The sequence below is a fragment of the Geobacter sp. PheSNFMC genome (genome assembly GCF_059620965.1).
This window is the reverse complement of record NZ_JCAMRN010000028.1, coordinates 1-26,426: the sequence shown is the minus strand read 5'-3', so window position 1 is coordinate 26,426 and position 26,426 is coordinate 1. Positions and strand designations below refer to the sequence as shown.

General features: G+C 61.9%; 28 protein-coding genes and 1 riboswitch. Of the genes, 15 read left to right on the top strand and 13 right to left on the bottom strand.

What is annotated here, in order from left to right; all coding sequences use genetic code 11:
* Positions 1 to 3: 3 nt before the first annotated feature.
* From AC6CDK_RS07980 to AC6CDK_RS07940, 9 genes are all read right to left on the bottom strand, one after another.
* Positions 4 to 1,062, bottom strand: coding sequence for an SPFH domain-containing protein (locus AC6CDK_RS07980; protein WP_039645803.1), 1,059 nt, complete (start codon positions 1,060 to 1,062; stop codon positions 4 to 6).
* 115 nt (positions 1,063 to 1,177) lie between these two features.
* Positions 1,178 to 1,390, bottom strand: a complete 213-nt coding sequence (locus AC6CDK_RS07975; RefSeq protein ID WP_039645805.1) for a DUF2905 domain-containing protein — start codon at positions 1,388 to 1,390, stop codon at positions 1,178 to 1,180.
* Entirely contained in the window at positions 1,390 to 1,932 is a 543-nt protein-coding gene (locus AC6CDK_RS07970) for an epoxyqueuosine reductase QueH (protein WP_039645807.1), read from the bottom strand. The genes AC6CDK_RS07975 and AC6CDK_RS07970 overlap by 1 nt, the downstream gene beginning before the upstream one ends.
* A gap of 190 nt (positions 1,933 to 2,122) precedes the next feature.
* A complete protein-coding gene (locus tag AC6CDK_RS07965; RefSeq protein ID WP_039645809.1) occupies positions 2,123 to 2,839 on the bottom strand; it encodes a PEP-CTERM sorting domain-containing protein in 717 nt (238 codons plus the stop codon).
* Positions 2,840 to 3,127: 288 nt separating this feature from the next.
* Positions 3,128 to 3,856: a DnaA/Hda family protein gene (locus AC6CDK_RS07960; RefSeq protein WP_039645811.1), complete on the bottom strand. Its 729-nt coding sequence runs from the start codon at positions 3,854 to 3,856 to the stop codon at positions 3,128 to 3,130.
* A 13-nt stretch (positions 3,857 to 3,869) separates the two neighbouring features.
* Positions 3,870 to 4,886 carry a Holliday junction branch migration DNA helicase RuvB gene (gene ruvB / locus AC6CDK_RS07955; RefSeq protein WP_039645812.1) on the bottom strand — a complete coding sequence of 339 codons (1,017 nt, stop codon included), beginning with the start codon at positions 4,884 to 4,886 and terminating at the stop codon, positions 3,870 to 3,872.
* Between the two features lie 3 nt (positions 4,887 to 4,889).
* Positions 4,890 to 5,489, bottom strand: coding sequence for a Holliday junction branch migration protein RuvA (ruvA, locus tag AC6CDK_RS07950; protein WP_039645813.1), 600 nt, complete (start codon positions 5,487 to 5,489; stop codon positions 4,890 to 4,892).
* Entirely contained in the window at positions 5,486 to 5,980 is a 495-nt protein-coding gene (gene ruvC / locus AC6CDK_RS07945) for a crossover junction endodeoxyribonuclease RuvC (protein WP_039645814.1), read from the bottom strand. The genes ruvA and ruvC overlap by 4 nt, the downstream gene beginning before the upstream one ends.
* Before the next feature lie 115 nt (positions 5,981 to 6,095).
* Positions 6,096 to 6,839: a YebC/PmpR family DNA-binding transcriptional regulator gene (locus AC6CDK_RS07940; protein WP_039645815.1), complete on the bottom strand. Its 744-nt coding sequence runs from the start codon at positions 6,837 to 6,839 to the stop codon at positions 6,096 to 6,098.
* Positions 6,840 to 7,000: 161 nt separating this feature from the next.
* Between AC6CDK_RS07940 and AC6CDK_RS07935 the strand changes: the two genes are divergently transcribed.
* The 9 genes from AC6CDK_RS07935 (at position 7,001) to AC6CDK_RS07895 (ending at position 17,654) form a co-directional block, all read left to right on the top strand.
* Positions 7,001 to 7,393: a YbjQ family protein gene (locus AC6CDK_RS07935; protein ID WP_039645817.1), complete on the top strand. Its 393-nt coding sequence runs from the start codon at positions 7,001 to 7,003 to the stop codon at positions 7,391 to 7,393.
* Between the two features lie 478 nt (positions 7,394 to 7,871).
* Positions 7,872 to 8,642, top strand: coding sequence for an IclR family transcriptional regulator (locus tag AC6CDK_RS07930; protein ID WP_039648300.1), 771 nt, complete (start codon positions 7,872 to 7,874; stop codon positions 8,640 to 8,642).
* A gap of 128 nt (positions 8,643 to 8,770) precedes the next feature.
* On the top strand, positions 8,771 to 9,079 hold the full coding sequence (locus AC6CDK_RS07925) for a DUF485 domain-containing protein (protein WP_039645819.1): 309 nt from the start codon (positions 8,771 to 8,773) through the stop codon (positions 9,077 to 9,079).
* 14 nt (positions 9,080 to 9,093) lie between these two features.
* Positions 9,094 to 11,061: a solute symporter family protein gene (locus tag AC6CDK_RS07920; RefSeq protein WP_039645821.1), complete on the top strand. Its 1,968-nt coding sequence runs from the start codon at positions 9,094 to 9,096 to the stop codon at positions 11,059 to 11,061.
* A gap of 606 nt (positions 11,062 to 11,667) precedes the next feature.
* Complete coding sequence (locus AC6CDK_RS07915; protein WP_039645823.1) at positions 11,668 to 11,976, top strand: DUF485 domain-containing protein; 309 nt, start codon at positions 11,668 to 11,670, stop codon at positions 11,974 to 11,976.
* Positions 11,977 to 11,991: 15 nt separating this feature from the next.
* A complete protein-coding gene (locus AC6CDK_RS07910) occupies positions 11,992 to 13,956 on the top strand; it encodes a solute symporter family protein (RefSeq protein ID WP_039645824.1) in 1,965 nt (654 codons plus the stop codon).
* A gap of 85 nt (positions 13,957 to 14,041) precedes the next feature.
* Positions 14,042 to 15,250 carry a putative nucleotidyltransferase substrate binding domain-containing protein gene (locus AC6CDK_RS07905; protein WP_039645827.1) on the top strand — a complete coding sequence of 403 codons (1,209 nt, stop codon included), beginning with the start codon at positions 14,042 to 14,044 and terminating at the stop codon, positions 15,248 to 15,250.
* An 86-nt stretch (positions 15,251 to 15,336) separates the two neighbouring features.
* Positions 15,337 to 16,539, top strand: coding sequence for a pyridoxal phosphate-dependent aminotransferase (locus tag AC6CDK_RS07900; protein ID WP_039645838.1), 1,203 nt, complete (start codon positions 15,337 to 15,339; stop codon positions 16,537 to 16,539).
* Positions 16,540 to 16,661: 122 nt separating this feature from the next.
* Positions 16,662 to 16,738: riboswitch (cyclic di-GMP riboswitch) on the top strand.
* Between the two features lie 64 nt (positions 16,739 to 16,802).
* Positions 16,803 to 17,654 (top strand): hypothetical protein, encoded by an 852-nt coding sequence (locus AC6CDK_RS07895; protein ID WP_039645840.1) that lies wholly within the window; start codon positions 16,803 to 16,805, stop codon positions 17,652 to 17,654.
* A gap of 65 nt (positions 17,655 to 17,719) precedes the next feature.
* Here the strand turns inward: AC6CDK_RS07895 and sucD are convergent, their stop codons facing one another.
* Both sucD and sucC read right to left on the bottom strand, forming a co-directional pair.
* A complete protein-coding gene (sucD, locus tag AC6CDK_RS07890) occupies positions 17,720 to 18,595 on the bottom strand; it encodes a succinate--CoA ligase subunit alpha (protein ID WP_039645841.1) in 876 nt (291 codons plus the stop codon).
* A 57-nt stretch (positions 18,596 to 18,652) separates the two neighbouring features.
* Positions 18,653 to 19,810 (bottom strand): ADP-forming succinate--CoA ligase subunit beta, encoded by a 1,158-nt coding sequence (gene sucC / locus AC6CDK_RS07885; RefSeq protein WP_039645842.1) that lies wholly within the window; start codon positions 19,808 to 19,810, stop codon positions 18,653 to 18,655.
* Positions 19,811 to 19,958: 148 nt separating this feature from the next.
* On the opposite strand from sucC, the gene AC6CDK_RS07880 reads away from it, so the two are divergent.
* The 6 genes from AC6CDK_RS07880 (at position 19,959) to AC6CDK_RS07855 (ending at position 24,340) form a co-directional block, all read left to right on the top strand.
* Complete coding sequence (locus AC6CDK_RS07880) at positions 19,959 to 20,402, top strand: tetratricopeptide repeat protein (RefSeq protein ID WP_039648304.1); 444 nt, start codon at positions 19,959 to 19,961, stop codon at positions 20,400 to 20,402.
* A gap of 31 nt (positions 20,403 to 20,433) precedes the next feature.
* Positions 20,434 to 20,835, top strand: a complete 402-nt coding sequence (locus tag AC6CDK_RS07875; RefSeq protein ID WP_039645844.1) for a secondary thiamine-phosphate synthase enzyme YjbQ — start codon at positions 20,434 to 20,436, stop codon at positions 20,833 to 20,835.
* A gap of 117 nt (positions 20,836 to 20,952) precedes the next feature.
* Entirely contained in the window at positions 20,953 to 22,068 is a 1,116-nt protein-coding gene (locus tag AC6CDK_RS07870) for a YeeE/YedE family protein (protein ID WP_039645846.1), read from the top strand.
* Between the two features lie 48 nt (positions 22,069 to 22,116).
* Complete coding sequence (locus tag AC6CDK_RS07865; protein WP_039645847.1) at positions 22,117 to 22,356, top strand: sulfurtransferase TusA family protein; 240 nt, start codon at positions 22,117 to 22,119, stop codon at positions 22,354 to 22,356.
* 4 nt (positions 22,357 to 22,360) lie between these two features.
* Positions 22,361 to 23,422, top strand: coding sequence for a PAS domain-containing protein (locus AC6CDK_RS07860; RefSeq protein ID WP_039645849.1), 1,062 nt, complete (start codon positions 22,361 to 22,363; stop codon positions 23,420 to 23,422).
* A gap of 9 nt (positions 23,423 to 23,431) precedes the next feature.
* Positions 23,432 to 24,340, top strand: a complete 909-nt coding sequence (locus tag AC6CDK_RS07855; RefSeq protein ID WP_039645851.1) for an alpha/beta fold hydrolase — start codon at positions 23,432 to 23,434, stop codon at positions 24,338 to 24,340.
* A 21-nt stretch (positions 24,341 to 24,361) separates the two neighbouring features.
* Here AC6CDK_RS07855 and AC6CDK_RS07850 read toward each other — a convergent pair whose 3' ends face one another.
* Both AC6CDK_RS07850 and AC6CDK_RS07845 read right to left on the bottom strand, forming a co-directional pair.
* Complete coding sequence (locus tag AC6CDK_RS07850) at positions 24,362 to 24,703, bottom strand: PilZ domain-containing protein (protein WP_039645853.1); 342 nt, start codon at positions 24,701 to 24,703, stop codon at positions 24,362 to 24,364.
* 164 nt (positions 24,704 to 24,867) lie between these two features.
* Positions 24,868 to 26,217 (bottom strand): sensor histidine kinase, encoded by a 1,350-nt coding sequence (locus tag AC6CDK_RS07845; protein ID WP_226048538.1) that lies wholly within the window; start codon positions 26,215 to 26,217, stop codon positions 24,868 to 24,870.
* Positions 26,218 to 26,426: the final 209 nt, after the last annotated feature.

Genomic DNA, 26,426 nt, shown 5'->3' with positions numbered 1-26,426 from the left:
CGCCTATGCTCCGGCCTGTCGTCCGCAGCCAGGACAGAAACGGGCCTCCGCCGGCAGCGGCTTGCCGCAGCCGGAGCAAAAGCCGGATTCGACCGGGGCGCCGCACTGATGGCAGAACTTTCCACCCGCCACCAACGGCGCCATGCAGCGGGAACAGTTGCCCGTGCCAACAGGAGTGGGCGCACCAGCACCCTGTGCCATGGCATTCGCCACCATGCCGGGGAGGATCATGCCGAGACCGGCGCCGACCCCGATTCCCATCCCCTGGGCGGCCTCGCCGCCCCCCTCGGCCGAGGCCGCCGCTTCCAGACTCCGGGCCGCCTTGAACTTCAGGTAGCGGTCCACATCGCCGGCCGCCTCCATGGAGGTGCGCTCGTCGATGGCCTTCTGGACCTCCGGCGGAGGAGTGATCGCATTCACGTAGAGTTCGGCCAGCTCCACGCCGAATCCGCCGAAGTCTCCGGCCAGACGCGCCTTGAGCGCCGCGGAGGTCTCATCGTAGCGGGCTGGCAGATCCAGAACCGAGTCGATGGTTTCGCCCAGATAGTCGTTGAGCCGCGCCACGATGATGTCGCGGAACAGCTCCTCCAGCTCGCTGCTGGTGTAAAGCCCCCGGGTTCCCACCAGAGCGTTCACCAGGAGCTGCGGGTCGACCACTCGCAGGGTGTAGGTGCCGAAGGCCCGCAGCCGCACCATGCCAAAGCGGCTGTCCTGGAACGCCACGGGTTCCTTGGTGCCCCAGCGCAGATCGGTGAAGGTCTGCATCCCCACGAAACAGACTTCACAGCGGAAGGGAGAGGTGCCCCCCCAGGGGAGCGACAGGAGCTTGGTCAGGATCGGCAGGTTGGCGCTGGTCAGGGTATGCCGGCCGGGGCCAAAGCAGTCGGCGACCGTGCCGTCCCTGAAAAAGACCGCCCGCTGACTCTCCCGCACCACCAGTTGGGCGCCGAACTTGATCTCGGCGGAACCCGCGGGCGGAATGCGGCGCACCACCTCCCGGCCGCTGTCGTCAAACCACTCGATTACCTCGAGAACTACCGCGTTCATGCTGTTGATCGCCACGGGGCCCTCCGTTCGCGTGATGACACTCCCGACAACGACCGTTTTTCGATCGAAGCAAGTTGTAGCATTTATCGGTCTTCAGAGGCAAAACTTAAGGAATTTCAGCAGGAACGGCTTATTTTCTCAGCAGCCAGAGGATGAGGGAGAGCACCAGGGATATGAGAATGCTGGTGGCAAGGGGGAAATAAAAGGTGAAATTGTCCCGTTTCACGTAGATATCACCGGGCAGGCGGCCGATCCACGGAATTTTGCCGGCAACGGTGAGGAGCACGCCCACGGCCGCAATGACCAGCCCCATGACGATGAGCGACTTGCCGAAGCCCTGCATCATTTTTTCCCCTGCCGGGGATGGTAACGGTCCTTTTCGCTGTAGATGCAGCCACAGTACTGCTGGCGGTAGAGCCCCATCTCCTTGGAGACGCGGATGCCGTCCTGCCAGCCCCGGCGATAGTCGTCGTAGGCAAAGGTGACGCCGTGGCGCGCTGCGGCCCGCTCGGCAGCGATCCTGATGTCGTCGTGCTTCTGGTAGCGGCTGTAGAGGAGCGATGAGGTGAACCCGTCGAAGCCGCCCGCCGCCGCTGCGGCCGCTGCCGCATCCAGGCGCGAGAAATAGCAGTACCAGCAGCGCTCCGCCGGATTGCCGGCCACGGCGGCCAGAAATTCCTCCAGGCGATACTCGTCCCGCACCTCCAGCGGCAACTCGATCCGGTCCGCATATTCCAGGACCGTGTCGAGCCGGCGGCGGTACTCCTGGTAGGGGTGTATGTTGTGGTTGAAAAAGAAACCGGTGACATCCGCCCCGCTGTCGCGGAGCCGGCTTACCGGATAGATGGCGCAGGGGGCACAGCAGATGTGAAGCAGTAGTTTCATGGGGCAACGACCTCCTGATCGGCATACCAGTTTAGTCGTTATGGAGCGTCAGCTCAACCACCTTTTTGGCAGATGCCTGCCGAAGAAGGCCGGTACGCCGTCACTGCCCGCGGCCTGCACCGCAACGAAAAGAGGGGAACGCACCCCGCGCTCCCCCCTGTCCTTCCAACAGTCGGTCATTCTTTTCCGGCTAGCCGCGCTTCATCCGGTAGAGTCCAAGACCTGCGATTCCGATCCCCAGCAGCAGGATCGTACCGGGTTCGGGCACCGGAGCATGATTGCCGTCCTCCGATTTGCCGGCCAGGAACAGGCTGCCGCCGTTGATGTCATTGGAAAGCCCCATCAACCGGACAGCGGTCAGTTCCACGAACGACTGAAGGTCCGCGAGCGAGAATGCCAGAAAATCGACTGCGGAGGAGTTGAAGTCCATGTAAAACACGTCACTTTGGCCGGCTTTCACGCCGGAGGAATTGATGGACCGCCCGTCGCCCTCGGTGGCCGCGAACTCAAACACGTACTTGTTGTCGATCACGGGAGTGAACTCATCACCGTTCTGGGGAGGAGGGAGGGTACTGAGTTTCTTTTCGAAGGCCACCCACTTGAGAGAGTCCTGATCGTCGCTGAAGGCGCCCCGGGACGGATTGTAGATCGCGGTGGGGAGAACACCCGAGAACGTGAACGCAAAGGCCGTTGCCGTGCTGCCCGCCCCTATTACCGACGCCGGCGCCGCGGTGTACCTGATCCCCAGGGTGTTGGCGTCCTCCACGTAGGCGGTCATGGTTCCCCAGGAAGCGCCGCCGAGATAATCCTTGTCGGAGTAGGTGTACGTGAGGCTTATCGCATGGGCCGTGGTTACGGTCAGCATGACGATCAGCAAGGAGAGTATGAACATATGTTGCGTTTTCATGGCTGTCCCCTCTCTTTGTGATGGGTGGTAGTGCTTCATACTAGCTTATTGCAATTAGCAGGCCAGCCATATAACTATTGAATCTACAAAGAAATAGGCCTCAATCCCGGAAAAAGTACGCCATAAAACCGTAAACAATTCCGACGGTTTTTCCGCCCCAGGGACAACCTTGCCGGTAACACGTTAAAATCATTATTCAATTTTGTCGCAAAAACTTACATTTCGCTGTCGTGGCAAGCAAATGAAACCTTACAGGAGACTACCGGGGCAGGCGGTGGAAGACAAAACCTAGAGAAACGCCAGTGCCTCGCGCGCCAGCCGCAGGGTAATCTTCCGCTTGGCGCTGAAGGCGTAGCGGGTGATCGCGTCCAGCGCCGCAACGAGGGACGGCACGTCGCGGCGCACATGCACCAGGAGGTAGTCGACCACGTCGGCGGGAAGGATGATTTGACGGTCATCGGCCAGCTTCTGCATGATGCGGCGACGGGAATCGTCGTCCGAGATGTCGGTTTTGGCCACGAGACCCCAGAGCAGGCGCGAAGTCAGGTGACCATCGAGGGTGGGAAGTTCGTTGGGGGGATGGAGTCCGGTGATGGCTATGGGCCTGCCTGCCTGATAGAAATCGTTGAACAACTGCCAGAGCTCCACCCGGACACTCTGCTGGTCGGGAATCAGGTGAAGATCGTCCACAAGCAGGGCCGGTGCGCCGCGAAAACGTTCGGCCAGCCTGGAAACGTCCTCAACCGGGTACTCGCCGTGGTAGATCTCGTCAACATCCTTGAAAGAGATGCATGGCACCGCCGCAAGCCCCGCCCGGCCCGCGAAGCAGGCCCCCATTGCCATGAGCAGATGAGTCTTGCCCGAACCGGAGGGCCCATGGAGGTAGAGGAGATTTTCCGAGCCGCTTTCGTCCGTCAGGCGCCGGGCGAAACGGCAGGCAGTCTCATTGCCGGCACAGATCACGAAATTGTCAAACGAGTATTTGGGGGTGACGGGAAAGTCAAAGACGAGTTGCATGACGGGAAACGGCCTAGAAGAGCGCGCCTTGCCCGGGCGCGGGCGCAATGCGGCCGAAGTGCTCATAGGCGGACTTCGTGGCCACGCGGCCCCGGGGGGTGCGGTTGATGAAGCCGTGCTGGATCAAAAACGGCTCGTAGACATCCTCGATAGTATCGCGCTCCTCGCCGATGGCGGCGGCTATGGTGTCGAGCCCCACGGGCCCGCCGCCGAACTTGTCGATGATGGTCAGCATGATGGTGCGGTCCATCTGATCGAACCCCTTTTCGTCGATCTCCAGGAGCTTGAGGGATTCGTCCACCACCTGAGCGGAGATGACGCCATCGGCCCGGACCTGGGCAAAGTCCCTGACCCGGCGCAGGAGACGGTTGGCGATCCGGGGCGTTCCCCGGCTGCGGCGGGCCAGCTCCCGGGCACCGGCGGGTTCGATCTGGATATCGAGGATGTGCGCCGACCGGGTGACAATGGTGGAGAGCTCCGCATCGGTGTAGAACTCCAGGCGCGAGATGACTCCAAAACGATCCCGCAGCGGCGACGAGAGGAGGCCTGCGCGGGTGGTGGCCCCCACCAGGGTGAACCGGGGAAGGTCCAGCTTGATGGTGCGGGCACTGGGGCCCTGGCCGATGATGATGTCGAGCTGGAAATCCTCCATGGCCGGGTAGAGGATCTCCTCCACCACGTGGGAGAGGCGGTGGATCTCATCGATGAAGAGGACGTCGTGGGGCTCCAGGTTGGTGAGGATGGCGGCCAGATCGCCCGGGCGCTCGATGACCGGCCCTGACGTGGACTTGATGTTCACCCCCATCTCGCAGGCAATGATGTTGGCGAGCGTGGTCTTGCCCAACCCCGGCGGACCATAGAGCAGCACATGATCCAGGGCCTCGCCGCGCTTTCGGGCCGCGTCGATGAAGATCCGCAGGTTCCCCTTGGCCTTTTCCTGGCCGATGTAGTCGTCCAGAGCGCGGGGGCGCAGTGATGATTCGACGTAGTCGTCGTCGGTCTTTTCAGGGCTTATCGTTCGAGTCGTCATGGGCTATTTCATCAGTACCCTGAGGGCCTGCCGGAGCACCGCTTCGGTGGAGGCATGGGGCTCGACGCTCATCTCGGCCAGCACCTTCCGCACCACCGCCTCCTTGTAACCGAGGTTCACGAGGGCCGAGGCCACGTCGTCGGCCACCTCGGCGGGGGCTTCGCTGGAGGGCGCCTCCTGGGCCGACGGCGCCATTCCCATCTTCCGGACCTTTTCCTTGAGTTCCAGCACCAGCCGCTCGGCGGTCTTTTTGCCGATGCCGGGTATGGACGAAAGCCTCACGAGATTCCCCTGCACAATGGCGGCGGCCAGTTCCTCAGGCTGGATGTTGGACAGAATGTCGCGGGCCATTTTGGGGCCGATGCCGGACACCGAGATGAGCCGTTGAAAGAACTCTTTCTCGGCAATGGTTCGGAAGCCGAAGAGGCTGATGGAATCTTCCTTCACATGGGTATGAATCGAGAGGGAAACGGTCTTTCCCTCCTCGGGAAGCTCGTAATAGGTCGAAAAGGGAATCTGGACCCGGTAGCCGACGCCGTTCACGTCGATAATGATGGCGTCGGGGGATTTGTGGGCAAGCCTGCCGGTAAGAAGGGCAATCATCGGATGCTCCGCAGCACGGATTTCATTACTGCTGAATTGGCGTGGCAGACCGCCACGGCCAGGGCGTCGGAGGCATCGGCCTGGGCGATCTCGGGGAGGTTGAGGAGCGATTTGACCATCTGCTGCACCTGCTCCTTGCGGGCGTGGCCATAACCGACCACTGCCTGCTTCACCTGCATGGCCGTGTACTCGCTGACCGGCAATCCCGCGTTCACCCCGGCCACGATGGCGGCCCCGCGGGCCTGGCCCAGCTTCAGGGCGCTCTGGGCGTTATGGGCGAGGAACACCTGCTCCACAGCCATGGCATCGGGCCGGTACTCTGCGATGACGCAGCGCAGCCCCTCGTAGATCGCGTGGAGACGGAGCGCGAACTCCCTGTGGCTGTCGGTATGGATGGCGCCGTTATCCACGTGCACGAGGCGGTTGCCGATCTTCTCGATGATGCCGTAGCCGGTGATGCGCGAGCCGGGGTCGATGCCGAGAACTCTCATGGGGAGACATTCTGCCACAGAGGGCGCGGAGAGCACAGCAGAAAAAAAAACGCGCGAAAGGAAAGGCCCGGCTTCCGACTTCCGCGCTTGAACCAACCGGGGTGGCAGGGCCCGCCTACATGAGCTTTTCCATCTCCTCAGTGGAGATGTCGAAGTTGGCATAGACGTTCTGGACGTCGTCGTTGTCCTCGAGGCGGTCCATGAGCTTGAGCATGTTCTCGGCGTTCTTGCCGTCGAGTTTCACCATGGTCTGGGGAATCATGGTGATCTCGGCGGATTCGAAGGGGAAGCCGGCCTGCTCGAGCGCCTCGCGCACGTCAATGAACGCTGCCGGGTCGGTGAGCACCTCGTACTGCTCCTCTTCGTCCGCCACGTCGTCCGCGCCGGCCTCCAGGGCCGTCTCGAAGAGCTTTTCGAAGTCAACGTCCCTGGACAGGACAATGAGCCCCTTCTTGTCGAACATCCAGGAGACGCATCCCGCCTCGCCCATGTTGCCGTTGCACTTGGTGAAGGTGCTCCGCACCTCGCCCACCGTGCGGTTGCGGTTGTCGGTCATGCACTCCACCAGCACCGCCACGCCGCCGGGGCCGTATCCCTCGTAGATGATCTCTTCGTAGCTGACCCCTTCGAGCTCGCCGGTCCCCTTCTTGATGGCCCGCTCGATGTTGTCCTTGGGCATGTTCTCGGCCTTGGCCTTGTCGATGGCGGCACGCAGGCGCGGGTTGCCGTTCGCGTCGCCGCCGCCGATTTTGGCGGCAACGGTGATCTCCTTGATCAGCTTGGTGAATACCTTGCCGCGCTTGGCATCGGCCGCCCCCTTCTTGTGCCTGATGGTGCTCCATTTATTATGTCCCGACATGCGGTTGGTCCTCCTGTCCCTAAAAGTCAGCCACCGGCCTTAAACCGGGAAATACTATCACGGGAAATTCCGGGTTGTAAAGGCCCAAACTTCATGTAAAATAGCGGTGCCGGCACCGCTACGGAGCGTCGGAATCCCATCCATTCCCAACGAGGTATCGCATGCCAACCAGCACCCCTCTGGCCCCCCTCGCCCGCCTTGCACGACGCGTCTTCCTGGCCGGCACGGCAGCGGCGCTCCTCGCCGCATGCGCCACCACTCCCCAGATAGCCGACGAAGCAGACCGGGACCTTCCGCCCATCCTGGCCCAGGACGAGATTTTTCGCCCCTACGTGAAGATTGGCACCGTTGAAGTGAACCTCAAACGCTATGGCCGCATTGAGGAACTTCAACAGGAAGCCGAAGAGTGGGCCCGTGACGCCCTGAGCATCGAAGCGTCCAAAATCGGCGCAGACGCCGTCATCCTCCCCGAAGTCCGCATCGAGAAGGACACCTACATCATCTTTCCCGTCATGTACGTCAAGGGAAAGGGGACCGCCGTCAAATTCCAGTGAAGCCCCGCCCGCACCCCGCACTTCTGAACCGGGCGGCCGGGTTTGCGACCGGAGGATGATGCGGTGAGACCGGCCTCCCCCCAAGAATGCAACAACCGGATGCGAGACGCCCCCTGCGCTACCGACCGATTCAAACTCAGCCAACGCAACGGTCCGGCACTACGCCGGGCCGCCCCCAACCAACAACCTCGTTCGTAACCACGTCTCAAAGGCCGCCCAACAGCATAATGCCCCGCCCGTATTTTCCTCGCTTGATTTTTCAATAAACCATGTTCTACTTATCAACAGAACGTTTATTCGCTCTCGTTTTTCAACCTGTTTATCACCTATAATATTGAATTTACAGGGATTGTTTTTAGATAAACTTTTCAAAACAAAATTATATTGACGGAATTAAAACGCCGTGTTAGTTTTCCAACAAAATATAACGCTGTTTTTCAAACACCCCGATCACCACGGCGTGACAGGAAAGGGAATGATGACGAGGGAGAAAAGCTCATACGCGGTACAGACCGTTGAAAAGGCCCTCGATATCCTCGAAACGCTCACGGACGAGAGCCGTCACGCCACCCTTCCCTATCTGGCCGAAAAGCTCGACCTGTCCCGCAACAAAGCGTTCCGGCTCCTGGCAACCCTGGAGAGCAAGGGGCTGGTTGAACGGGACGAGACGAGCGGTGTTTATCGCCTGGGCATCTCATCGGTCGAACTGGCCCAGAGGCTGCTGAACAGCACGAGCCTCATCCGCCACGCCCACCCGATCATGGAAAAATTGGCGCGCAAGCATGACGAGGCCGTCTATATCGCGGTCCTCAAGGGGGACGAGGTCCTTTTCCTGGACATGGTGGACTGCGAGCAGGCCATCAAGACCGCCCCCCTGGTGGGACGGCGTTTTCCCTTTTTCAGCAATGCCGCCGGCAAGGCCATCCGGGCACTGGAGTCGACCGACCTGCTGGACCGCTTCCTCAAGAAGCGGGGGCGGAACGGCGGTTCCTTCGACCCAGCGGTACTTCAGCAGGAGTTGAAGGCCGTGCGCGAGCGCGGCGTTGCCGTTGATTTCGACGGCCTGGGCGAGGGGATCGTGAGCGTTGCCGTGGCGGTACGCGACTATGCGGGCAAAGTCATCGGCGCTCTGACCCTGCTGGGACCCTCATTCCGCATGATGGCATCCCGCATGGAAAACGAGATTATCCCTTCGCTGCGCGAAGGGGCGGAAATACTCTCCATGAAGTTTGGCTACGCAAAGCTGTGACCGGAGAACTGCCAGAACAAACCATGGGCGAAAGGGGGGAGGAGACGTAGAGGATTGCGACGAAAGGCAACGGGAGCGGGACGCTGCTCCCTGGGAATGCAAATTCACGACGAAAGGAGTAACGAACCATGGCAGAAAAACAGTACGATTGGGCGTCAATAGCCAAAAACCCCAAGTTCGTCGAGCTCCACCGGAAGAAGACCACCTTCCTGGTCGGCTGGTGGGTGTTTTCGACCGTCTTCTACTTCCTCCTCCCCATCGGTGCGGCCTATGCACCCGGCCTCTTCAAGATCAAGATCCTGGGACGGATCAACTTCGGCTACCTGTTCGCCCTTTCCCAGTTCTTCGTCTCCTGGGGGATCGCCATGTACTATGCCCATGTGGCCAACAAAGACTTCGACCGGCTCACCCGCGAGCTGGTGGATGAGCTCAAATAGGAAGGAGGTCTGTGATGAAAAAACTGATTGCCGGTATCACTCTGGCCCTTTCCCTGGGCTCGTTCGCCTTCGCTGAAGAGCCGGCCAAGGCCCCGGCCGCCCCCGGCGCTCCGGCTGCAGCAACCGCTCCGGCCGCAACGACTCCGGCTCCGGCGGCAACCGATGCCGCCAAAGCGGCAACGCCGGCCCCGGCTCCCGAAGCGAAGCACACCGTGAAGGCCAACCCGATGGTCACCATCCCCATCTTCCTGATCATTATCGGGGTCACCATGGCCGTTGTGGTCTGGTCGGCCAAGAGGACCAAGTCGGCCGCCGACTTCTACACCGCCGGCGGCGGCATCACCGGCACCCAGAACGGATGGGCCATTGCGGGCGACTACATGTCCGCCGCCTCGTTCCTGGGGATTTCGGGCATGATCTCCCTCTACGGCTACGACGGGTTCATGTACTCGGTGGGCTGGCTCGTGGCCTACATCACGGTGCTCCTGATCGTGGCCGAGCCCTGCCGTAACGCGGGCAAGTACACCCTGGGCGACATCCTCTCCTTCCGCACCGAGCCCAAGGTCGTCCGGGCCGTCTGCGCCATCTCCGTCGTTGCCGTCTCCACCTTCTACCTGACCGCCCAGATGGTCGGCGCAGGCAAGCTCATGCAGCTCCTGCTCGGCATCCCCTACAAGTTCGCCATCATCGGCGTCGGCATCCTCATGGTCGGCTACGTCGTGTTCGGCGGCATGACCGCCACCACCTGGGTCCAGATCATCAAGGCCGGCCTCCTCATGACCGGCGCGGGCCTCCTCTCCGTCCTGGTCGGTCTCAAGGCCGGCATGAACCCGTTCACGTTCTTCAACGACATCGCCACCAACCCCAACATCATCGAGCACGTGCAAAAGGTCGTTCTCAAAGACCCCGTTGCCGTGGCAGGCTTCGATTACGGGCAGCGCTTCCTTGAGCCGGGCCTCTTCCTGAAGAACCCGCTCGACCAGATTTCCCTCGGCATGGCGCTGGTGCTCGGCACCGCCGGCATGCCCCACATCCTGATGCGCTTCTTCACCGTGCCCACGGCCCAGGCCGCCCGCAAGTCCGTTATCGTGGCCATGTTCATCATCGGCTCCTTCTACATCCTGACCACGCTCCTTGGCTTCGGCGCCGCCATCCACGTGACCCCGCAAGGGATCACCGCAGTCGACAAAGGCGGGAACATGGCCGCCATGATGCTGGCCCAGCAACTGGGCGGCGACATCTCCCCCTTCCTGGGCGACCTGCTCCTGGCGTTCCTGTGCGCCGTTGCCTTCGCCACCATCCTGGCCGTGGTGTCGGGTCTGGTTCTGGCCGCTTCCGCTGCCATCGCCCACGACATCTACGTAAACGTCATCAAGGACGGCCACGCCGACCAGCACGAGCAGGTCATGGCCGCCCGGATCACCTCCCTGTGCGTCGGCGCCGCCGGCATCCTGATCGGCATCGCGGCCGAGAAGCAGAACGTGGCCCACCTGGTGGCCCTGGCCTTCGCCGTTGCCTCCTCGGGCAACCTGCCGGTGGTGGTCATGTCCCTCTTCTGGCGCAAGTTCAACACCGCCGGCGTCGTGTCGGGCCTCGTGGTCGGCACCGTGGCATCCATCGCCCTGGTGATGGTCTCCCCCAACATGACCTACCCGAAGGTCGTTGCCGCCGACGCCCAAAAGGTCGTCAAGAAGCTGGAAGAGAAGCAGGCCGGCGGTGCGGTCCTTTCCGAGAAGGAGATGAAGGATCTCGACAAGGCCAAGGGCGACTACGAGAAGAACAAGGACGGCAAATCGTTCCTCGGTCTCGACAAGCCGCTCATCACCCTGAAAAACCCGGGCATCATCTCGATCCCGCTGGGCTTCATCGCCGCCATCATCGGCTGTCTGGCCTTCCCGAGCCGCCGTTCCGAGGAGATGTTCGACGAGATCTACGTCCGCCAGAACACCGGCATCGGCATGGCAAAGGCCATCGACCACTAAACGGCACGCCGATCATCGGCACACCCGCAGGTCACGGGGGAAGGGAAACCTTCCCCCTTTTTTCATATGTTTTCATACCCACGTTTGATATCAACCGGAATTACTTCATAAAATACCATTAGCAAAATCCCCTCACCCAGCGTGGCGCCATTCGTTTCAAAACGAATACCAGGTATCCGCGCACCACGATAGCACCCATACCCACCTTGAAAATAAACAGACTGTTTGCTGCCATTCTATTTATTATTATTTAATTTCAATAACTTACAACCGGTTTCTTGTCCAAATAAAAAACTATTGCAAAAAAATATACAGCCGTTATATTAGGAACGCATTTCAGGTCAATAAAATGACGTTATTTCAGAGTGTTTACACCGCATTTCCGATGTCACACCAGTTGTACCCCCCGGCACCATTGTCATTAACAGCCCACCGGTCTCTATGCCGGAGCCCTGCCCCAGGCGGGGAGACATAACCGGCCCATACCCGCATGCCCACAATGAAAGGAGGACACGAAACCGAAACCGAGGACGTCACAAGCGCTTCGGTACAGGGCGGGACGCCGCTCTCGACGCGCTTACCACACATGAAAGGAGTAACTGAACCATGGCAGAAAAGCAGTATAACTGGAGCGCCATCGCGAAGAACCCCAAGTTCGTCGAGCTCCACCGGAAAAAGACCACCTTCCTGGTCGGGTGGTGGGTCTTTTCGACCGTTTTCTATTTCCTCCTCCCCATCGGCGCAGCCTATGCACCCGGCCTCTTCAAGATCAAGATCCTGGGACGGATCAACTTAGGCTACCTGTTCGCCCTTTCCCAGTTCTTCGTCTCCTGGGGGATCGCCATGTACTACGCCCATGTGGCCAACAAAGACTTCGACCGGCTCACCCGCGAGCTGGTGGATGAGCTGAAGTAAGGAGGAATGAATCCGATGAAGAGACTCATTGCAGCGTTTTCCCTCGCCCTCTCGCTGGGCACATTCGCCTGGGCCAACGAGCCGGCCAAAGCACCGGCCGCACCCCAGGAGCAGACCGTTGCGGCCCCTGCCCAGTCAGCAGCGGCCCCGGCCGCGCCCGCTGCTGAAAAAGCCGCCGTGCCGGCAGCACCGGCCGAGCAGAAGCATGAAGTGAAGGCCAACCCGATGGTCACCATCCCCATCTTCCTGATCATCATCGGCGCCACCATGGCCGTTGTGGTCTGGTCGGCCAAGCAGACCAAGTCGGCCGCCGACTTCTACACCGCCGGCGGCGGCATCACCGGTACCCAGAACGGATGGGCCATTGCGGGCGACTACATGTCCGCCGCTTCGTTCCTGGGGATTTCCGGCATCATTTCCCTCTACGGCTATGACGGGTTCATGTACTCGGTGGGTTGGCTCGTGGCCTACATCACGGTGCTCCTGATCGTGGCCGAGCCCTGCCGCAACGCCGGCAAATTCACCCTGGGCGACATCCTCTCCTTCCGCACCGAGCCCAAGTCGGTTCGGGCTGCCGCGGCCATCTCCACCGTTGCCGTCTCCACCTTCTACCTGACCGCCCAGATGGTCGGCGCAGGCAAGCTCATGCAGCTCCTGCTCGGCATCCCCTACAAGACCGCAGTCATCGGCGTCGGCATCCTCATGGTCGGCTACGTCGTGTTCGGCGGCATGACCGCCACCACCTGGGTCCAGATCATCAAGGCCGGCCTCCTCATGTCCGGCGCTGCTCTGCTCTCCGTCCTGGTGGGCCTCAAGTCGGGCATGAACCCGTTCACGTTCTTCAACGACATCGCCACCAGCTCCAACATCATCGAGCACGTGCAAAAGGTCGTCCTCAAAGACCCCGTTGCCGTGGCAGGCTTCGATTACGGGCAGCGCTTCCTTGAGCCGGGCCTCTTCCTGAAGAACCCGCTCGACCAGATTTCCCTCGGCATGGCGCTGGTGCTCGGCACCGCCGGCATGCCCCACATCCTGATGCGCTTCTTCACCGTGCCCACGGCCCAGGCCGCCCGCAAGTCGGTCATCATCGCCATGTTCATCATCGGCTCCTTCTACATCCTGACCACGCTCCTCGGCTTCGGCGCCGCCATCCACGTGACCCCGCAATCCATCATGAATGTGGACAAAGGCGGAAACATGGCCGCCATGATGCTGGCCCAGCAACTGGGCGGCGACATCCACCCCTTCCTGGGCGACCTGCTCCTGGCGTTCCTGTGCGCCGTTGCCTTCGCCACCATCCTGGCCGTGGTGTCGGGTCTGGTTCTGGCCGCTTCCGCTGCCATCGCCCACGACATCTATGTGAACGTCATCAAGGGAGGCCATGCCGACCAGCATGAGCAGGTAAAGGCTGCCCGGATCACCTCCTTCGTGGTCGGTGCCTGCGGCATCGTCATCGGCATCGCGGCCGAGAAGCAGAACGTGGCCCACCTGGTGGCCCTGGCCTTCGCCGTTGCCGCCTCGGGCAACCTGCCGGTCGTGGTGCTCTCCCTGTTCTGGAAAAAGTTCAACACCGCCGGTGTCATAGCGGGACTGGTGACCGGCACCATCGTCTCCATCGCCCTGGTGATGGTCTCCCCCAACATGACCTATCCGAAGAAAGTGGCTGAAGATGCACAGAAAGTTGTGGTCAAGCTGGAGGGGAAACAGGCGAGCGGTGCGGTTCTTACCGAGAAGGAAGTGGCGGACCTGGGCAAGGCCAGGGCCGACTACGAGACGAACAAGGACGGCACATCGTTCCTCGGTCTCGACAAGCCCCTCTTCGGGCTCAAGAATCCGGGCGTGGTGTCCATCCCGCTGGGCTTCATCGTGGCGATCATCGCCGCCCTTGCCTTCCCGAGCCGCCGTTCCGAGGAAATGTTCGACGAACTGTACGTCCGCCAGAACACCGGCATCGGCATCGCCAAAGCGGTGGACCACTAACGGGCTGTCAACGAATCAAACATTGTGTTAAACTTTGGGGGAAGGTCAGCCTTCCCCCTTTTTTTACCTTCGGAGCGCCTGGAAGATGCCCCATAGCGTCGAACAGCACATAACCGCCATCACTGATCGGATCAAGGATTTCGTCCGGTTTCTGGACCGGGAGGAAGTGACGCCGGTGCTGGCGGAATTGCGGGAGATGTTCGCCCGCGAGCTGCGGGCGACGGAGGGGTTCGCCTCCCACGAGCGCGAACTCCACGGCCGGATTCATCACGAATCCGATTACGAACAGTTGCGTGCCATCCATGACGAACTGAACACGCTGGAAATGGAGCGGTTCCTCGCCATCAGCTCCGTGGCGGCTCTCCACGCTAACTGCACGGAATACCGGGACATCCTGGCCGACCGGGCCCTCGTCCTGGCCGAAGGCGAAATGGAGCGCAACGGCCGCGGCCGGGCGCCATGCCGCTATGCCCTCTGCAGCATGGGGAGCGACGGCCGCGAGGAGCAGACCCTCATCACGGATCAGGATTATCTGATTGTCTATGGGGACGGGGGCGGAGAGGCGGCCGATGAATGGTTCCGGGAGTTCTCGGAGCTGATCGTGGAGCGGCTGGCACAGATCGGGTTCAAGAAGTGCACCGGCGACATCATGCCGTCGAACCCCACCTGGCGCGGCTCGCTCTCCCAGTGGCGACGCAAGCTTCTGGCCATCGTCCGTTACGAATACGAGGACTACGCCAAGAACCTCATGGACCTGATCGTGATCTCCGACGCGCGGCACGTGGCCGGTGACCGGAGCCTGGCGGAAACGCTCACCTCAACCATCAGGGCGTTGGAAAAGGATTATTTCCAGGTATTGTGGGGCATGGCCAAGGCAGCCACGGAAATGAAACTGGCTCTGGGATTTCTCAAACGGCTCTGGACCGAGGGATCCGGGGAACACAAGGGGGAGTTCAACCTGAAGCTGCTGGCCTGGGCGCCGCTGGTGATGAACGTCCGCATCCTCGCCATCAACCAGGGGGTGCCGGCCACCAATACCGTGAAGCGGATCGAGCACCTGGCCCGGGAGGGGAGCTTCTCGCCCCCGTTCGCCCACGGGCTCGTGGAAGCCTACGAGGTGCTCACCCGCCACCGGATTCTTCTTCAGATCAAGGTCATAAAGGGAATTCAGAAGAGCTCCTACTACCTGAACCCGTACACCCTGCCCGCTGAAGAGCGTGAAGCGATCCGTCAGGCCCTGCTCCGGATCGAGGACCTGCAGCGGACCATCCACACCAACTTCTCGATCATGTAGCCCGCACTGCGTGAGAGTTCCCCGCTTTACACCCTTTACCCCCTGTGTTACAAGCTGATATACATTATTTTCCACAGAGGTTCGCCATGCCCATCGCCACGAAAATCGCCGGCCACATTTCCAAGTCGTCATGGATTCGCAAAATGTTCGAGGAGGGGGAGCGGCTGCGGCAGATCCACGGCGCCGACAACGTGTACGACTTCACCATCGGCAATCCCGATACGGAGCCGCCCCAGCAGTTCCGGGAAGAGCTCCTCAACCTGGCCCGGCATCCCGTGCCCGGCATGCACCGCTACATGAGCAACGCGGGCTATGCGGAAACCCGCGGTGCCGTGGCCGAAGTCCTTTCGGAGGCAGCAGGGCTGGAGGTGAAGGCCGACCATGTCATCATGACCTGCGGGGCCGGCGGCGCCCTCAACGTGGTCCTGAAGACCATTCTGAACCCCGGGGAAGAGGTGATCATCCTGGCCCCCTACTTCGTGGAATACAAGTTCTACATCGACAACCACGGCGGGGTACCGCGGGAAGTCTGGACCGACCGCGGGACCTTCCAGCTCGACGTGGCGGCCATCGAGGCGGCCGTGACCGCCAAGACCCGGGCGATCATCATCTGCTCGCCCAACAACCCCACCGGCGTCATGTATCCCGAAGAGAGCCTGGCGGCCCTGGGCGAGATGGTGGCGCGGATGGAGCGGCGCTTCGACCGCCAGATCTACGTCATCTCCGACGAGCCCTATGCCCGGATCAGCTACGACGGCAAGCAGGTGCCGAACATCTTCCGGTTCGTGCAGAGTTCCGTCATCGTCACCTCCCACAGCAAGGACCTGGCCCTGCCCGGCGAGCGGATCGGCTATCTGGCAGCCAATCCCCGTGCGCGCGGCGTGGAGCAGTTCATGGAAGGGGCGGTCTTCTCCAACCGGGTCCTCGGCTTTGTCAATGCGCCGGCCCTCATGCAGCGGCTCGTGGCCAAGCTGCAGCGGGCCTCCGTGGACATCGGCGAGTACCAGGCCAAACGGGACCTGTTCTACGACAACCTCACCGCAATGGGATTCAGGATGGTGAAGCCCGACGGCGCCTTCTACCTCTTTCCCCAATCACCCCTGGCGGATGACGTGGCATTCGTCACCATGGCCCAGAAGCACCGCATCCTGCTCGTCCCCGGTGCGGGCTTCGGCGCGCCCGGCTTCTTCAGGATCGCCTACTGCGTGGATCGGGGGGTCATTGAACGGAGCCTGCCCGCATGGCGGGAGCTGGCCCGGGACGCGGGGCTTTCGGGGGGATGCAGGTAGCCGGAAACCCAAAGCAATTTCATTATGAACCCTGCATCACAATATCCCCTGACTTGACTTTGCGGATTGAAATACGCTAAGGTCATGTCACTTTTGACATAGCATCAACACCTGCCGCAGATACACGACAATACTAAACCATCCGCGAGGATGGGACGGAAAGCCCACAGGGTCTCCCCGAGACAGCCGGGTCGCCGAACTATCGATACCGATATTCAGGCGGCCCGGTTTTTTGTTGTGGTGGCGAACAAGGAGACAACAGTATGACCATGGGGAAAAAAATACAGGAAATGGCGGTATGGATAGAATTTCTGGTTGGATCGGGTCTTGCGATCTTTTTCCACCTGGTGCTCCACTACGAGCAGGCCGCCTACGTGATCTTCGGCATCGGCATCCTGCTGGCCCTGGGCACCTACCTGATCCGGGAGGACATCGAAAAAAACCGTGCCCACTTGGTGGAGCAGTATCATCAGTCCCATGAGATACCCTTTGCCCTGGCCAGCATCACCGATCCCGAGTGTCTGGCAAAGGCCCATGAGTTGATTGCCGGTGCCAAGCGGAGCATCACGCTCCTCCAGCAGGGGTACATACCGCTCGACGAGAACGAATTCTATCTGGAAGGGGCACGGCTGTCCGACCAGGCGGTGCGCGAAATACGGGCCGTGGATCCGCTCACGGCAGGCTACTGGACCCGGGGGGCCCTGGTCAACTTCTACCAGGCAAACCTGCGCGCCCTGGACCGGGGGGTGAGGATCAGAAGGATCTTTGTCCTCAACCGGGAAGAGCTGGCCGAGCCCGAGATCCAGAAGGTGCTCCTGGGCCAATACCGCGACGACATCGACATCAGGATCGTCTATCGGGACGAATTGCCGGCAACGGGCGACGCCATCGGCAGAGACACCAACAGCTCGTTCGACTTCGCCCTCTACGACGACCGGGTGGCCACCGACGTTTTCGCCCATCCGGGCAAGTACTACGGCAGAAAGACGGGACATCCCGTTGAAGTGGCCAAGTACCGGCACCTCTACGACCTGATCGAGCACAGCGCCCATGCGGTCTGCGAGGAAGGGGACCGGATCGCGCCGTCAGCCGGGGCCATGCCGTTGGCATCATGACCTGGTTGAAAAAAGGCCGTAACCCCCAGGAGGGTTACGGCCCTGTCACAGGGTAGCGGATCAGCCTATCCCCTGCCCAACGCCTCCAGCATGGCGACGCCCATCCGCGTGGGGCTGGTGGCCACCACCACCCCGCATTCGGTGAGGGTCCGGATTTTGTCCTCGGCCTTTCCCTTGCCGCCGGTAATGATGGCGCCGGCATGCCCCATCCGCTTGCCCGGAGGAGCGGTGACGCCGGCGATGAAGGATGCCACCGGTTTTTTCATGTGTTCCGTGATCCAGTAGGCCGCATCCTCCTCGGAGGTGCCGCCGATCTCGCCGATCATGAAGACCGCCTCGGTATCCTTGTCCTCGTTGAAGAGCTTGAGCACGTCGATGAAGTTCATGCCGATGATCGGGTCGCCGCCGATGCCGACGCAGGTGGACTGGCCGAGCCCCGCCTCGGTGATCTGCTTGACCGCCTCGTAGGTGAGGGTGCCGCTGCGGGAAACCACGCCGATCCTGCCGGGCTTGTGGATATAGCCGGGCATGATTCCCACCTTGCACTCGCCCGGAGTGATGACCCCGGGGCAGTTCGGTCCCACGAGCCGGGTCCGGCTCTCCTGGAGGATGCGCTTCACCGGCACCATGTCGCGCACCGGAATCCCCTCGGTGATGCAGACCGCCAGCTCCAGTCCCGCGTCGGCCGCCTCAAGGATGGCGTCGGCCGCGGCCGGCGGCGGGACAAAGATCATGGACGCGTTGGCTCCGGTGCACCTGACCGCTTCCTCGACGGTGTTGAAGACCGGAATCCCTTCGATGTGGATTCCCCCTTTGCCGGGGGTGACGCCGGCAACGATCTTGGTGCCGTAGTCCCGGCACTGCTGGGTGTGGAAGAGTCCGCTGCGGCCGGTTATGCCCTGAACGACTATTTTCGAATCGCTGTTGATGAGTATGGACATGTATGTTCTCCGTTTATCCCGAAAATGGAGGGCGGGGATATCCCGCGCCCGCACGCGTCAGCCGAGCATCCCCACGATCCGTTCCGCACCCTCGCCCAGGGAGTCGGCGGTCTGGACGTTGAGCCCCGATTCGACCAGCAGTTGCTTCCCTTCTGCCACCTTGCTGCCGTCCATCCGGACCACGATCGGCAGGGTGCAGTGCACCTCGCTGGCAGCCTCGATGATCCCCTGGGCGATCACGTCGCAGCGCATGATGCCGCCGAAGATGTTGACGAAGACCCCCTTCACGTCCGCATCCTCCAGGATGATCTTGAAGGCCTCGGCCACCTTCTCGCGGGTGGCGCCGCCGCCGACGTCCAGGAAGTTGGCCGGCTCGCCGCCGAACTCCTTGAGCACGTCGAGGGTGGCCATGGCGAGCCCCGCGCCGTTGACCATGCAGCCGATAGTGCCGGAGAGCTTGATGTAGGAGAGGTCATACTTGCCGGCATTGATCTCCAGGGTGTCGAGCTGGGAGTAATCCACCATGTCCGGGTATTCCCGGTGCCGGAAGATGGCGTTGTCGTCGAAGTTGATCTTGGCGTCCATGGCCATGAGCCAGCCGGCACGGGTGACCACCAAGGGGTTGATCTCGACCAGTGAGCAGTCCTTTTCCAGAACCACCTTGTAGAGATTGAGCATCAGCTCCACGCAGTCTTCGCAGAGGGTGCCGGAAAGCCCCAGGGCCAGGGCGATGCGGCGGGCCTGGAACGGGCGAAGTCCCGTGTAGGGGTCGATGGTGAGCACATGGATCTTGTCCGGGGACTTCTGGGCCACCTCCTCGATGTCCACGCCCCCTTCGGCCGAAGCGATGAGGCAGTAGCGGGAGGTGGAACGGTCGAGGGTAATGGAGAGATAGAACTCGCGGGCGATCTCCACGGCCTCCTCCACCAGGATGCGGCGGACCTTGAGCCCTTCGGGTCCGGTCTGCGGGGTGACGAGGCGGCGGCCGAACAAGTCCTTGCCGTAATCCTGGGCCTGTTCCGGATGATGGACCAGCTTGACGCCCCCGGCCTTGCCGCGCCCGCCGGCATAGATCTGGGCCTTGATGACGCAATGCCCTCCCATCTCCTTGGCCGCCCGCTCCACCTGGTCTGAGGTGAGGGCCACCCGACCCCGGGGAACCGGGATGCCGTAGGCGCTCAGTATTTCCTTTGCCTGGTACTCATGAATGTTCATGCCGCCCCCTTTAGTATTAATAAAACGGTTTTACGTATACCATACGCACGACAAGAGTGGTAAGACAAACTCACAGAGCCAACCTTAACTGTTTACTCCTGTCGTCAACGACTTATAATGATACCAGACTATGTCCAGGGAGGAAGCCGTGCCCGGAACCGATCTTCAGGAACTTGTCGCCCGCGGGATGAAGGCCGCCGACAGCGGCAGGACCGCTGCAGCACTCGAATGTTTCGAGCGGGTGGTAAGATTGCAGAGCACCCCTGCCAACTGGTCCTATCTCGCCTTCTGCCTTGCCCGTGAGCGGCGGCAGTTTGAGCATGCGACCCGGCTCTGCGAGGAAGCGGTCCGCCGCGAGCCCCACAGCTCGGTTCTCTATCTGAACCTGGGAAAGGTCCATCTCCTTGCCGGCCGCAAGGACGACGCCATCAGAACCTTTCGCCAGGGACTCCTCTACGAGCGCAATGCCTTGATCGAATCGGAACTGCGCAGGCTCGGGCTGAGGAAACCACCGGTCCTGAGCTTTCTTGCCAGGGAACATCCTGTCAACAAATATCTCGGCATAGTGCTGAAAAAGTTGAAGATACGATGAGCCACCCGGGGCGATTGAAAGGAGGGGCGCCATGATCAGGCACCTGGAATTCAAGAGCAGAGCGCGAACCGACATGATCGACATCACGTCCGCGGTACAGGAGCAGGTGCGGTCTGCCGGAGTCCGGAACGGCGTGTGCCATCTCTTCGTGCTTCACACCACGGCGGGAATCACCATCAACGAGGGGGCCGACCCGGCGGTCCAGCGCGACATGGTCAGCTTCCTCGACCGGCTTGTCCCCATCGATCCCTACTTCACCCACGCGGAAGGGAATTCGGACGCGCACATCAAATCAACCCTCACGGGAACCTCACTCACCATTTTCATCGTGGAGGGGAAATTGCTGCTCGGCAATTGGCAGTCGGTCTACCTCTGCGAATTCGACGGGCCACGTCATCGGCGGGTAGCCCTCAAGGTGGTGAACGATCCCTGACGCATCCACGGCTCAGTCACGGATCCCGTTCCTCAAGTTTCCCGTTGTTTTGCCGATAGGAATACTCATGAAAGAGTACATACTCGATAGCACTCCGCCCCGGACAGGGGGACGGCCATGATCGGAGCCGCCGGATCTCTCGTGGCGGCCGGCCTGCTGCTGGGGATGATCGCGGGATTTGTCATGCACCGCTCCGATTTCTGCATGGCGGGCGCCTTCCGCGACCTGTTCCTCTTCGGCAGCCTCACCATGCTTCGGCCCGTGCTGCTCATGTCAGCGGCAGCCATGGTCCTGTTCGAGGCCGGACGCTTATGTGGCCTGGTATCGCTGTCCCCTTTCCCCCTTTTCGAGATCCCCTCCGCATCGAACCTCGCGGGAGGCGCCATTTTCGGCCTCGGCATGGTGCTGGCGGGAGGATGTGTGGTGGGGACCCTCTACCGGGTCGGGGCAGGAAACGTCGCCGCCATGGTTACGCTGGCGGGACTCGTGGCGGGGAGCGGGCTCTACGCGGAGATCCACCCCGCCTGGAAGCGCCTGGCCGATGCCACCGCCATGCCGGCCCTGGGAACGACGGTCCCGGCGTACCTGGGGATCGAATCCTATTGGCTCACGGTGCCGCTGGCCACCGGCGCCGCCCTGGTCTTCCTCCGCTGGCGGCGCCAGGGCAGGCTGACCCGCCAGGCACAGGTGGAAGGCTACCTCCAGCCGTGGCTGACCGCGCTGGTGCTGGCGGGAGTCAGCCTTCTGTCCGTGATGGCCACCACCATGCCGCTGGGGGTGACCACGTCCTACACAAAGGCGGGAGTATGGCTTCTCGACCGGCTCGCTCCCGGACACCTGGCCGAGCTCTCCTACGTCCGGACACTGCCGCTCAACCTAGCGGCGACAACGCCCCTCGGCGGCATTCCCCTCATCGGCGGGCCCGCTCCGGTAATGGACGCGATCACGCTTGTCCAGGTACCGGTCATCGCCGGAATCATCGCGGGCAGCGCGCTTTCCGCGCTCCTGCTGGGGGAGTTCGGCCTCCGCTACCGCATCCCGGCCCGCCAGTACCTGGCAGCCCTGGCTGGCGGGATTCTCATGGGCCTTGCCGCACGGATGGCCCCCTCCTGCAACATCTGGCACCTGGCCGGAGGACTGCCGATTCTGGCGTGGCAGAGCATTATCTTTACGGCAGGACTCCTGGCCGGCGCCTGGCTGGGGAGCAGAGCCATCGCCCGATGCCTTGCATGACCGGCCCCTGACGGGCTTCCGGACCATCCCGCGACAGAGGTGTATGCCATGACAACCATTGAATTCGACATCCGCGGCCAGATATGTCCCTCCACGCTGCTGACGGCGCTGAAGGAAATCAACCACCACCGCACCGGTCTCAAAAACGGGAACTGCATGCTCGTGTTCCTGACCGACAACCGGGATGCAACCATCACGATCCCGGAAACGGTGCGCAACATGGGATATGGGGGCCAGGTGGAAAAGCGCGACGGATACTACGTACTGACGATCTCACGGGCGGGCTGAAGCAATGGGCATCATTGATACCTTGAAATCATTTCTCGGCAACCTGTCCGGCAGGGACGAGATCCGCCGGCTCCACAGGGAAAACGAGAAGTTGGCCGAGCGGGAGCGCAAGGCGATCGCCTATATCCGGGAGAAGACGAACCACCTGCTGACCACCATGGGCACCCTCCCCCTGCGCCACGAAGAGCTCGACGACCGCAGCCTGCTGGAAGTGGATCCCATCGGCATCGTCTGCAACTCCTTCGAGCAGATTCTCGAACACATGAAAGAGGTGAATGCCGAGCTGAAGCTGGCCCATGACGAGATTCAGGGGATCTTCGACTGCTCCGACGCCGCTATTTTCGTGCTGGACACCTCGAGGAACATCCAGGCGAGCAATTCCCAGGCCCGGAAAATATTCGCCTACGACGGCAACCCCGTCGGGAAGACCTGCGATGAGATGATCTGCCGCATGGAGCACCCCGACGACTGCATTTTCGCGAGCATCATGGCCTCGAAGCGCGCCGAGCGGCGCAGCGAGTGCGGCCGCGTCGGAAGATGGTTCAACGTCCACGGCGCCCCCATCAAGGACCGTTTCGGCGACATCACCCACGTGGTTCTCTTCTACACGGACATAACCGAGGAAAAGCGGGTGCTCGACACGCTCCGCGAACGGGAGGGGATGTACGACCTGATCCTCGACAACGCCAGCGACCTGTTCCAGAGCATAGCCATCGACGGCTCCATCAACTACGTGAACCGGGCTTGGCGCACCACCCTGGGCTACACGGACGAAGACCTCGCCACGCTCTCCATCTTCGACGTCATCCATCCGAAGTCCGTGGACCACTGCCGGGAAATCTTCTTGAGACTGCTGGCCGGCGCGCGTTCGGGGCCGGTCTCCTTCTCCTTCGTGACAAAACACGGCCGGACCGTGCCGGTCACCGGCTCCGTATCGTGCAATTTCCGGGACGGGAAACCCTATGCCACCTGTGGCATTTTCCACATCATGTCCGGCATCGGCCAGGACAGCGCCGCCCCCTGCCCCGGCACGGAGGACCGGGCCGACAGCCAGCGCGCCGGCTGATCCGCGGCCATGGCCAGCACTGCTTCCGGTTCCTGTTTCACCCATTCCCCCGACACCCTCATTCACTATCGTACCCACGGCTGCGGCCCGGTGCACGTGGTCTTCATCCACGGCTTTGCCGCGGCCCTGACCACCTGGGACGACCTGGCCCCGCTCTTCCCCCCCGACCGCTTCACCCTCTACCTGATTGACCTGAAGGGGTTCGGCTTTTCGTCCAAGCCGCGGTGCGGATCGTATTCCCTTGAAGAGCAGGCCGCCGTGGTCACGGCCTTCATAAAGGCACAGGGGCTTCGGCAGGTAGTGCTCGCTGGGCATTCCCTCGGCGGCGGCATCGCGTTGCTGGTTGCCCTCCGGGCGGGTGAGCGGGGTGACGACGGACTGATCGGCCGGCTGGTGCTCCTGGACTGTGCCGCTTACCCCCAGCGGCTTCCCCGCTTCATGCGGCTGCTCCGGGTACCGGTGCTCGCCCGGCTCGGCATGGCCCTGATCCCGGTACGCCTGATCGTCAAGGCCACCCTCCGCGCGGTGTTCGAGGACCCAGCCGCCATCACGGCGGAACGCATCCTGCGGTATGAAACCTGTTTCGGCAGAAGGGGGATAGCGCGGGTGCTGATCCGGACCGTGCGGGAGCTTTCCCGGACCGATGCCTCAACCGTCATTCAGCGGTATGGGGCGATAGACATTCCCGCCCTCATCATCTGGGGAGAAAACGACCGCATCGTCCGGCCGGCCCAGGGCCGCCGCCTGGCTGAGGACCTGCCGTCGGCGCGACTGGCCGTCATCGGCACCTGCGGTCACAATCCCCACGAGGAGCAGCCACTCAGGACCTACGAACTGATGCGGGAATTCATCGAACAAGAAGAGGAGAAGGGCGAGGGTGCGGGCACCGCACAACGCGGCAGATGGCCTGCGCAGTAGTTCTGCATCAGATGAGTATGGCTAAGGGGTGCGGCGGAGTCCGTCGACAAAGCGCCGGTAGCGCTCCTCGCCGGCTATGAACCGGATGATCCTGACTCCCATGCCGCTCTTCCTGACGAGATGAATGACCTGGGGAGGAACCTTTTTGGACCACCTGACCATCCCTTCCAGGAAGACCGGATCGCCATCGGGCAATTCCAGTTCGATCTGAATGAGGGTACCCGGCGGGCAGAGGTTGGTGGTCTTGACGAAAAGGCCGCGGGCCGAGACATCTTCGGTAAAAGCGAGCCGGCTGGGGGTATCGGTTCCGAACCTGAGCGACAGGCGCCTTTTGACTCTTCCCGCCTTCCGTTTCTCGGCCATGACCGCATCCTTTCCGTTTCAACCCTGATCTGGGGTTCTGGTGAGAGTTACGGGCAGCGACTGACCAAACGAGACACTGCCACGACCGCCCGATTCGCACACATAAAATGTATGCGGTCATGGGGACCGGCGGGCGGTGTCTCCCGTGGACGCGGAACCGCCGGTTACGGCAGGGTGAAGGTGAAGGTGGCCCCGTGGCCCTGCACGCCATGGGCGGTTACGGTGCCGCCGTGCCGCTCGATGACCCGCTGTACGGTGGCGAGCCCCACGCCGGTGCCCGGGAACAGTCCCTCGTCGTGGAGCCGCTGGAACACCTCGAAGATCCGTCCCACCGCTCCCATGTCAAAACCGGCGCCGTTGTCGCGGAGATAAAAGACGCGTTCGCCGTTGCGGTCGATGGAGCCGAATTCGATCCGTCCGCCATCCACGTTACGGGTGAATTTCCAGGCATTGGACAGCAGATTCTGCAAGGCCACGCGGAGCAGGGAGGGATCTCCCTCGGCCGTCAGCTCGGGGGAAATGACGAAATCGACCCGGCGGGCCGGGTCTGACCGGCGCAGGTCCAGGGCGAGCTGGCTGACCATGGCGCCCATGTCCACCGTCTCGCGACGGAGCTCCTTGCGCGAAACCCGGCTCAGAACCAGCAGGGCATCCATGAGGTCCTCCATCTGGGCCCCTCCCTCGCTGATGCATGACAACAGAAACCGCCCCTCGTCGCCCATCCGCTCACCGTATAATTCCCGAAGCGCCTCCACGGCACAGGATATCTTGGTGAGCGGAGCGCTCAGGTCGTGGGAGAGGGAATGGCTGAACGCCTCCAGCTCCCGGTTGTTGGCCGCCAGGTCCCTGGCGCGGCGCTCCAGGGTGGCATTGAGGGACCTGATTTCCTCCTCGTTGTGCCTGCGTTCGGTCACGTCGCGCACCACTTCGACGCCGGCGACAATTTCGCCGGAGGCATTGCGCACGGGAGAGAAGGTGATCTCCAGGAAACGTGTCTCCCCCCTGCTGGTGAGCCGGCGGGTCCCCGCACGCACTTCGCCCGTCTCCATGGTGCGGGCCATGGGGCAGTCGCCGCAGGTGTCCGGGTCTTCGCCGTATGCCTCGGAGCAGAGCTCCCCCCCATGCTCGCCGATGAGGCGCTCATGGGCCCGGTTCTGGTAGACGATGCGGAAATCCCGGTCAAGCATGCAGACCCCGTCGCCCACCGCGGCAATGACGGCATCGGTCCTGGCCTTTTCGTCCAGGGCAGCGGCTGCCGCCGCTTCCAGCTCCCGGACCAGCAGCCGGCGCTCCCTGAACAGCCTGCGGACGAAGATAATGAGCAGCAGTTGGGCAATGAGGGGGATCAGGTGGAACAGGGAGGCAAGCAAGGCCGGCACGTGAAGGTGGCCACACTCGCATTCCACCTGGGGGATGACGGCATCGATCACCGCATCGACGAACCAGAAGGCCGTAAGCGCCATCAGGGCCGTGACAATGATCGATTCGGTACCGTTTTTCAGCGGGACATTCATTGTTTTCACGGACAAGACCTCGCGTCCCTGCGGGGAGTCATCTCTCAAACAGCATCGACATTCCACCAGTTGCGCCACTGTACAACCAAAGATCACAATACGTTGATTTTTTGATGCAAGGACAATACCCATAACGCGAGGCGTGATACACTTCCCTGTAGAAGGCCATGGGAGACCTATGATGCCACCACTCTTCCACCCCCATCTCG

Bases quoted from the DNA above. Each gene is read 5' to 3' on its own strand.
- AC6CDK_RS07910 (WP_039645824.1), top strand. From the start codon at position 11,992: ATGAAGAGACTCATTGCAGCGTTTTCCCTCGCCCTCTCGCTGGGCACA.
- AC6CDK_RS07975 (WP_039645805.1), bottom strand. From the start codon at position 1,390: ATGCAGGGCTTCGGCAAGTCGCTCATCGTCATGGGGCTGGTCATTGCG.
- sucD (WP_039645841.1), bottom strand. From the start codon at position 18,595: ATGTCCATACTCATCAACAGCGATTCGAAAATAGTCGTTCAGGGCATA.
- AC6CDK_RS07935 (WP_039645817.1), top strand. From the start codon at position 7,001: ATGCCAACCAGCACCCCTCTGGCCCCCCTCGCCCGCCTTGCACGACGC.
- ruvC (WP_039645814.1), bottom strand. From the start codon at position 5,980: ATGAGAGTTCTCGGCATCGACCCCGGCTCGCGCATCACCGGCTACGGC.
- ruvA (WP_039645813.1), bottom strand. From the start codon at position 5,489: ATGATTGCCCTTCTTACCGGCAGGCTTGCCCACAAATCCCCCGACGCC.
- ruvB (WP_039645812.1), bottom strand. From the start codon at position 4,886: ATGACGACTCGAACGATAAGCCCTGAAAAGACCGACGACGACTACGTC.
- AC6CDK_RS07845 (WP_226048538.1), bottom strand. From the start codon at position 26,217: ATGAATGTCCCGCTGAAAAACGGTACCGAATCGATCATTGTCACGGCC.
- AC6CDK_RS07970 (WP_039645807.1), bottom strand. From the start codon at position 1,932: ATGAAACTACTGCTTCACATCTGCTGTGCCCCCTGCGCCATCTATCCG.
- AC6CDK_RS07915 (WP_039645823.1), top strand. From the start codon at position 11,668: ATGGCAGAAAAGCAGTATAACTGGAGCGCCATCGCGAAGAACCCCAAG.
- AC6CDK_RS07940 (WP_039645815.1), bottom strand. From the start codon at position 6,839: ATGTCGGGACATAATAAATGGAGCACCATCAGGCACAAGAAGGGGGCG.
- AC6CDK_RS07860 (WP_039645849.1), top strand. From the start codon at position 22,361: ATGGGCATCATTGATACCTTGAAATCATTTCTCGGCAACCTGTCCGGC.
- AC6CDK_RS07965 (WP_039645809.1), bottom strand. From the start codon at position 2,839: ATGAAAACGCAACATATGTTCATACTCTCCTTGCTGATCGTCATGCTG.
- AC6CDK_RS07930 (WP_039648300.1), top strand. From the start codon at position 7,872: ATGACGAGGGAGAAAAGCTCATACGCGGTACAGACCGTTGAAAAGGCC.
- AC6CDK_RS07925 (WP_039645819.1), top strand. From the start codon at position 8,771: ATGGCAGAAAAACAGTACGATTGGGCGTCAATAGCCAAAAACCCCAAG.
- AC6CDK_RS07870 (WP_039645846.1), top strand. From the start codon at position 20,953: ATGATCGGAGCCGCCGGATCTCTCGTGGCGGCCGGCCTGCTGCTGGGG.
- AC6CDK_RS07850 (WP_039645853.1), bottom strand. From the start codon at position 24,703: ATGGCCGAGAAACGGAAGGCGGGAAGAGTCAAAAGGCGCCTGTCGCTC.
- AC6CDK_RS07900 (WP_039645838.1), top strand. From the start codon at position 15,337: ATGCCCATCGCCACGAAAATCGCCGGCCACATTTCCAAGTCGTCATGG.
- AC6CDK_RS07865 (WP_039645847.1), top strand. From the start codon at position 22,117: ATGACAACCATTGAATTCGACATCCGCGGCCAGATATGTCCCTCCACG.
- AC6CDK_RS07920 (WP_039645821.1), top strand. From the start codon at position 9,094: ATGAAAAAACTGATTGCCGGTATCACTCTGGCCCTTTCCCTGGGCTCG.
- sucC (WP_039645842.1), bottom strand. From the start codon at position 19,810: ATGAACATTCATGAGTACCAGGCAAAGGAAATACTGAGCGCCTACGGC.
- AC6CDK_RS07960 (WP_039645811.1), bottom strand. From the start codon at position 3,856: ATGCAACTCGTCTTTGACTTTCCCGTCACCCCCAAATACTCGTTTGAC.
- AC6CDK_RS07905 (WP_039645827.1), top strand. From the start codon at position 14,042: ATGCCCCATAGCGTCGAACAGCACATAACCGCCATCACTGATCGGATC.
- AC6CDK_RS07855 (WP_039645851.1), top strand. From the start codon at position 23,432: ATGGCCAGCACTGCTTCCGGTTCCTGTTTCACCCATTCCCCCGACACC.
- AC6CDK_RS07895 (WP_039645840.1), top strand. From the start codon at position 16,803: ATGACCATGGGGAAAAAAATACAGGAAATGGCGGTATGGATAGAATTT.
- AC6CDK_RS07875 (WP_039645844.1), top strand. From the start codon at position 20,434: ATGATCAGGCACCTGGAATTCAAGAGCAGAGCGCGAACCGACATGATC.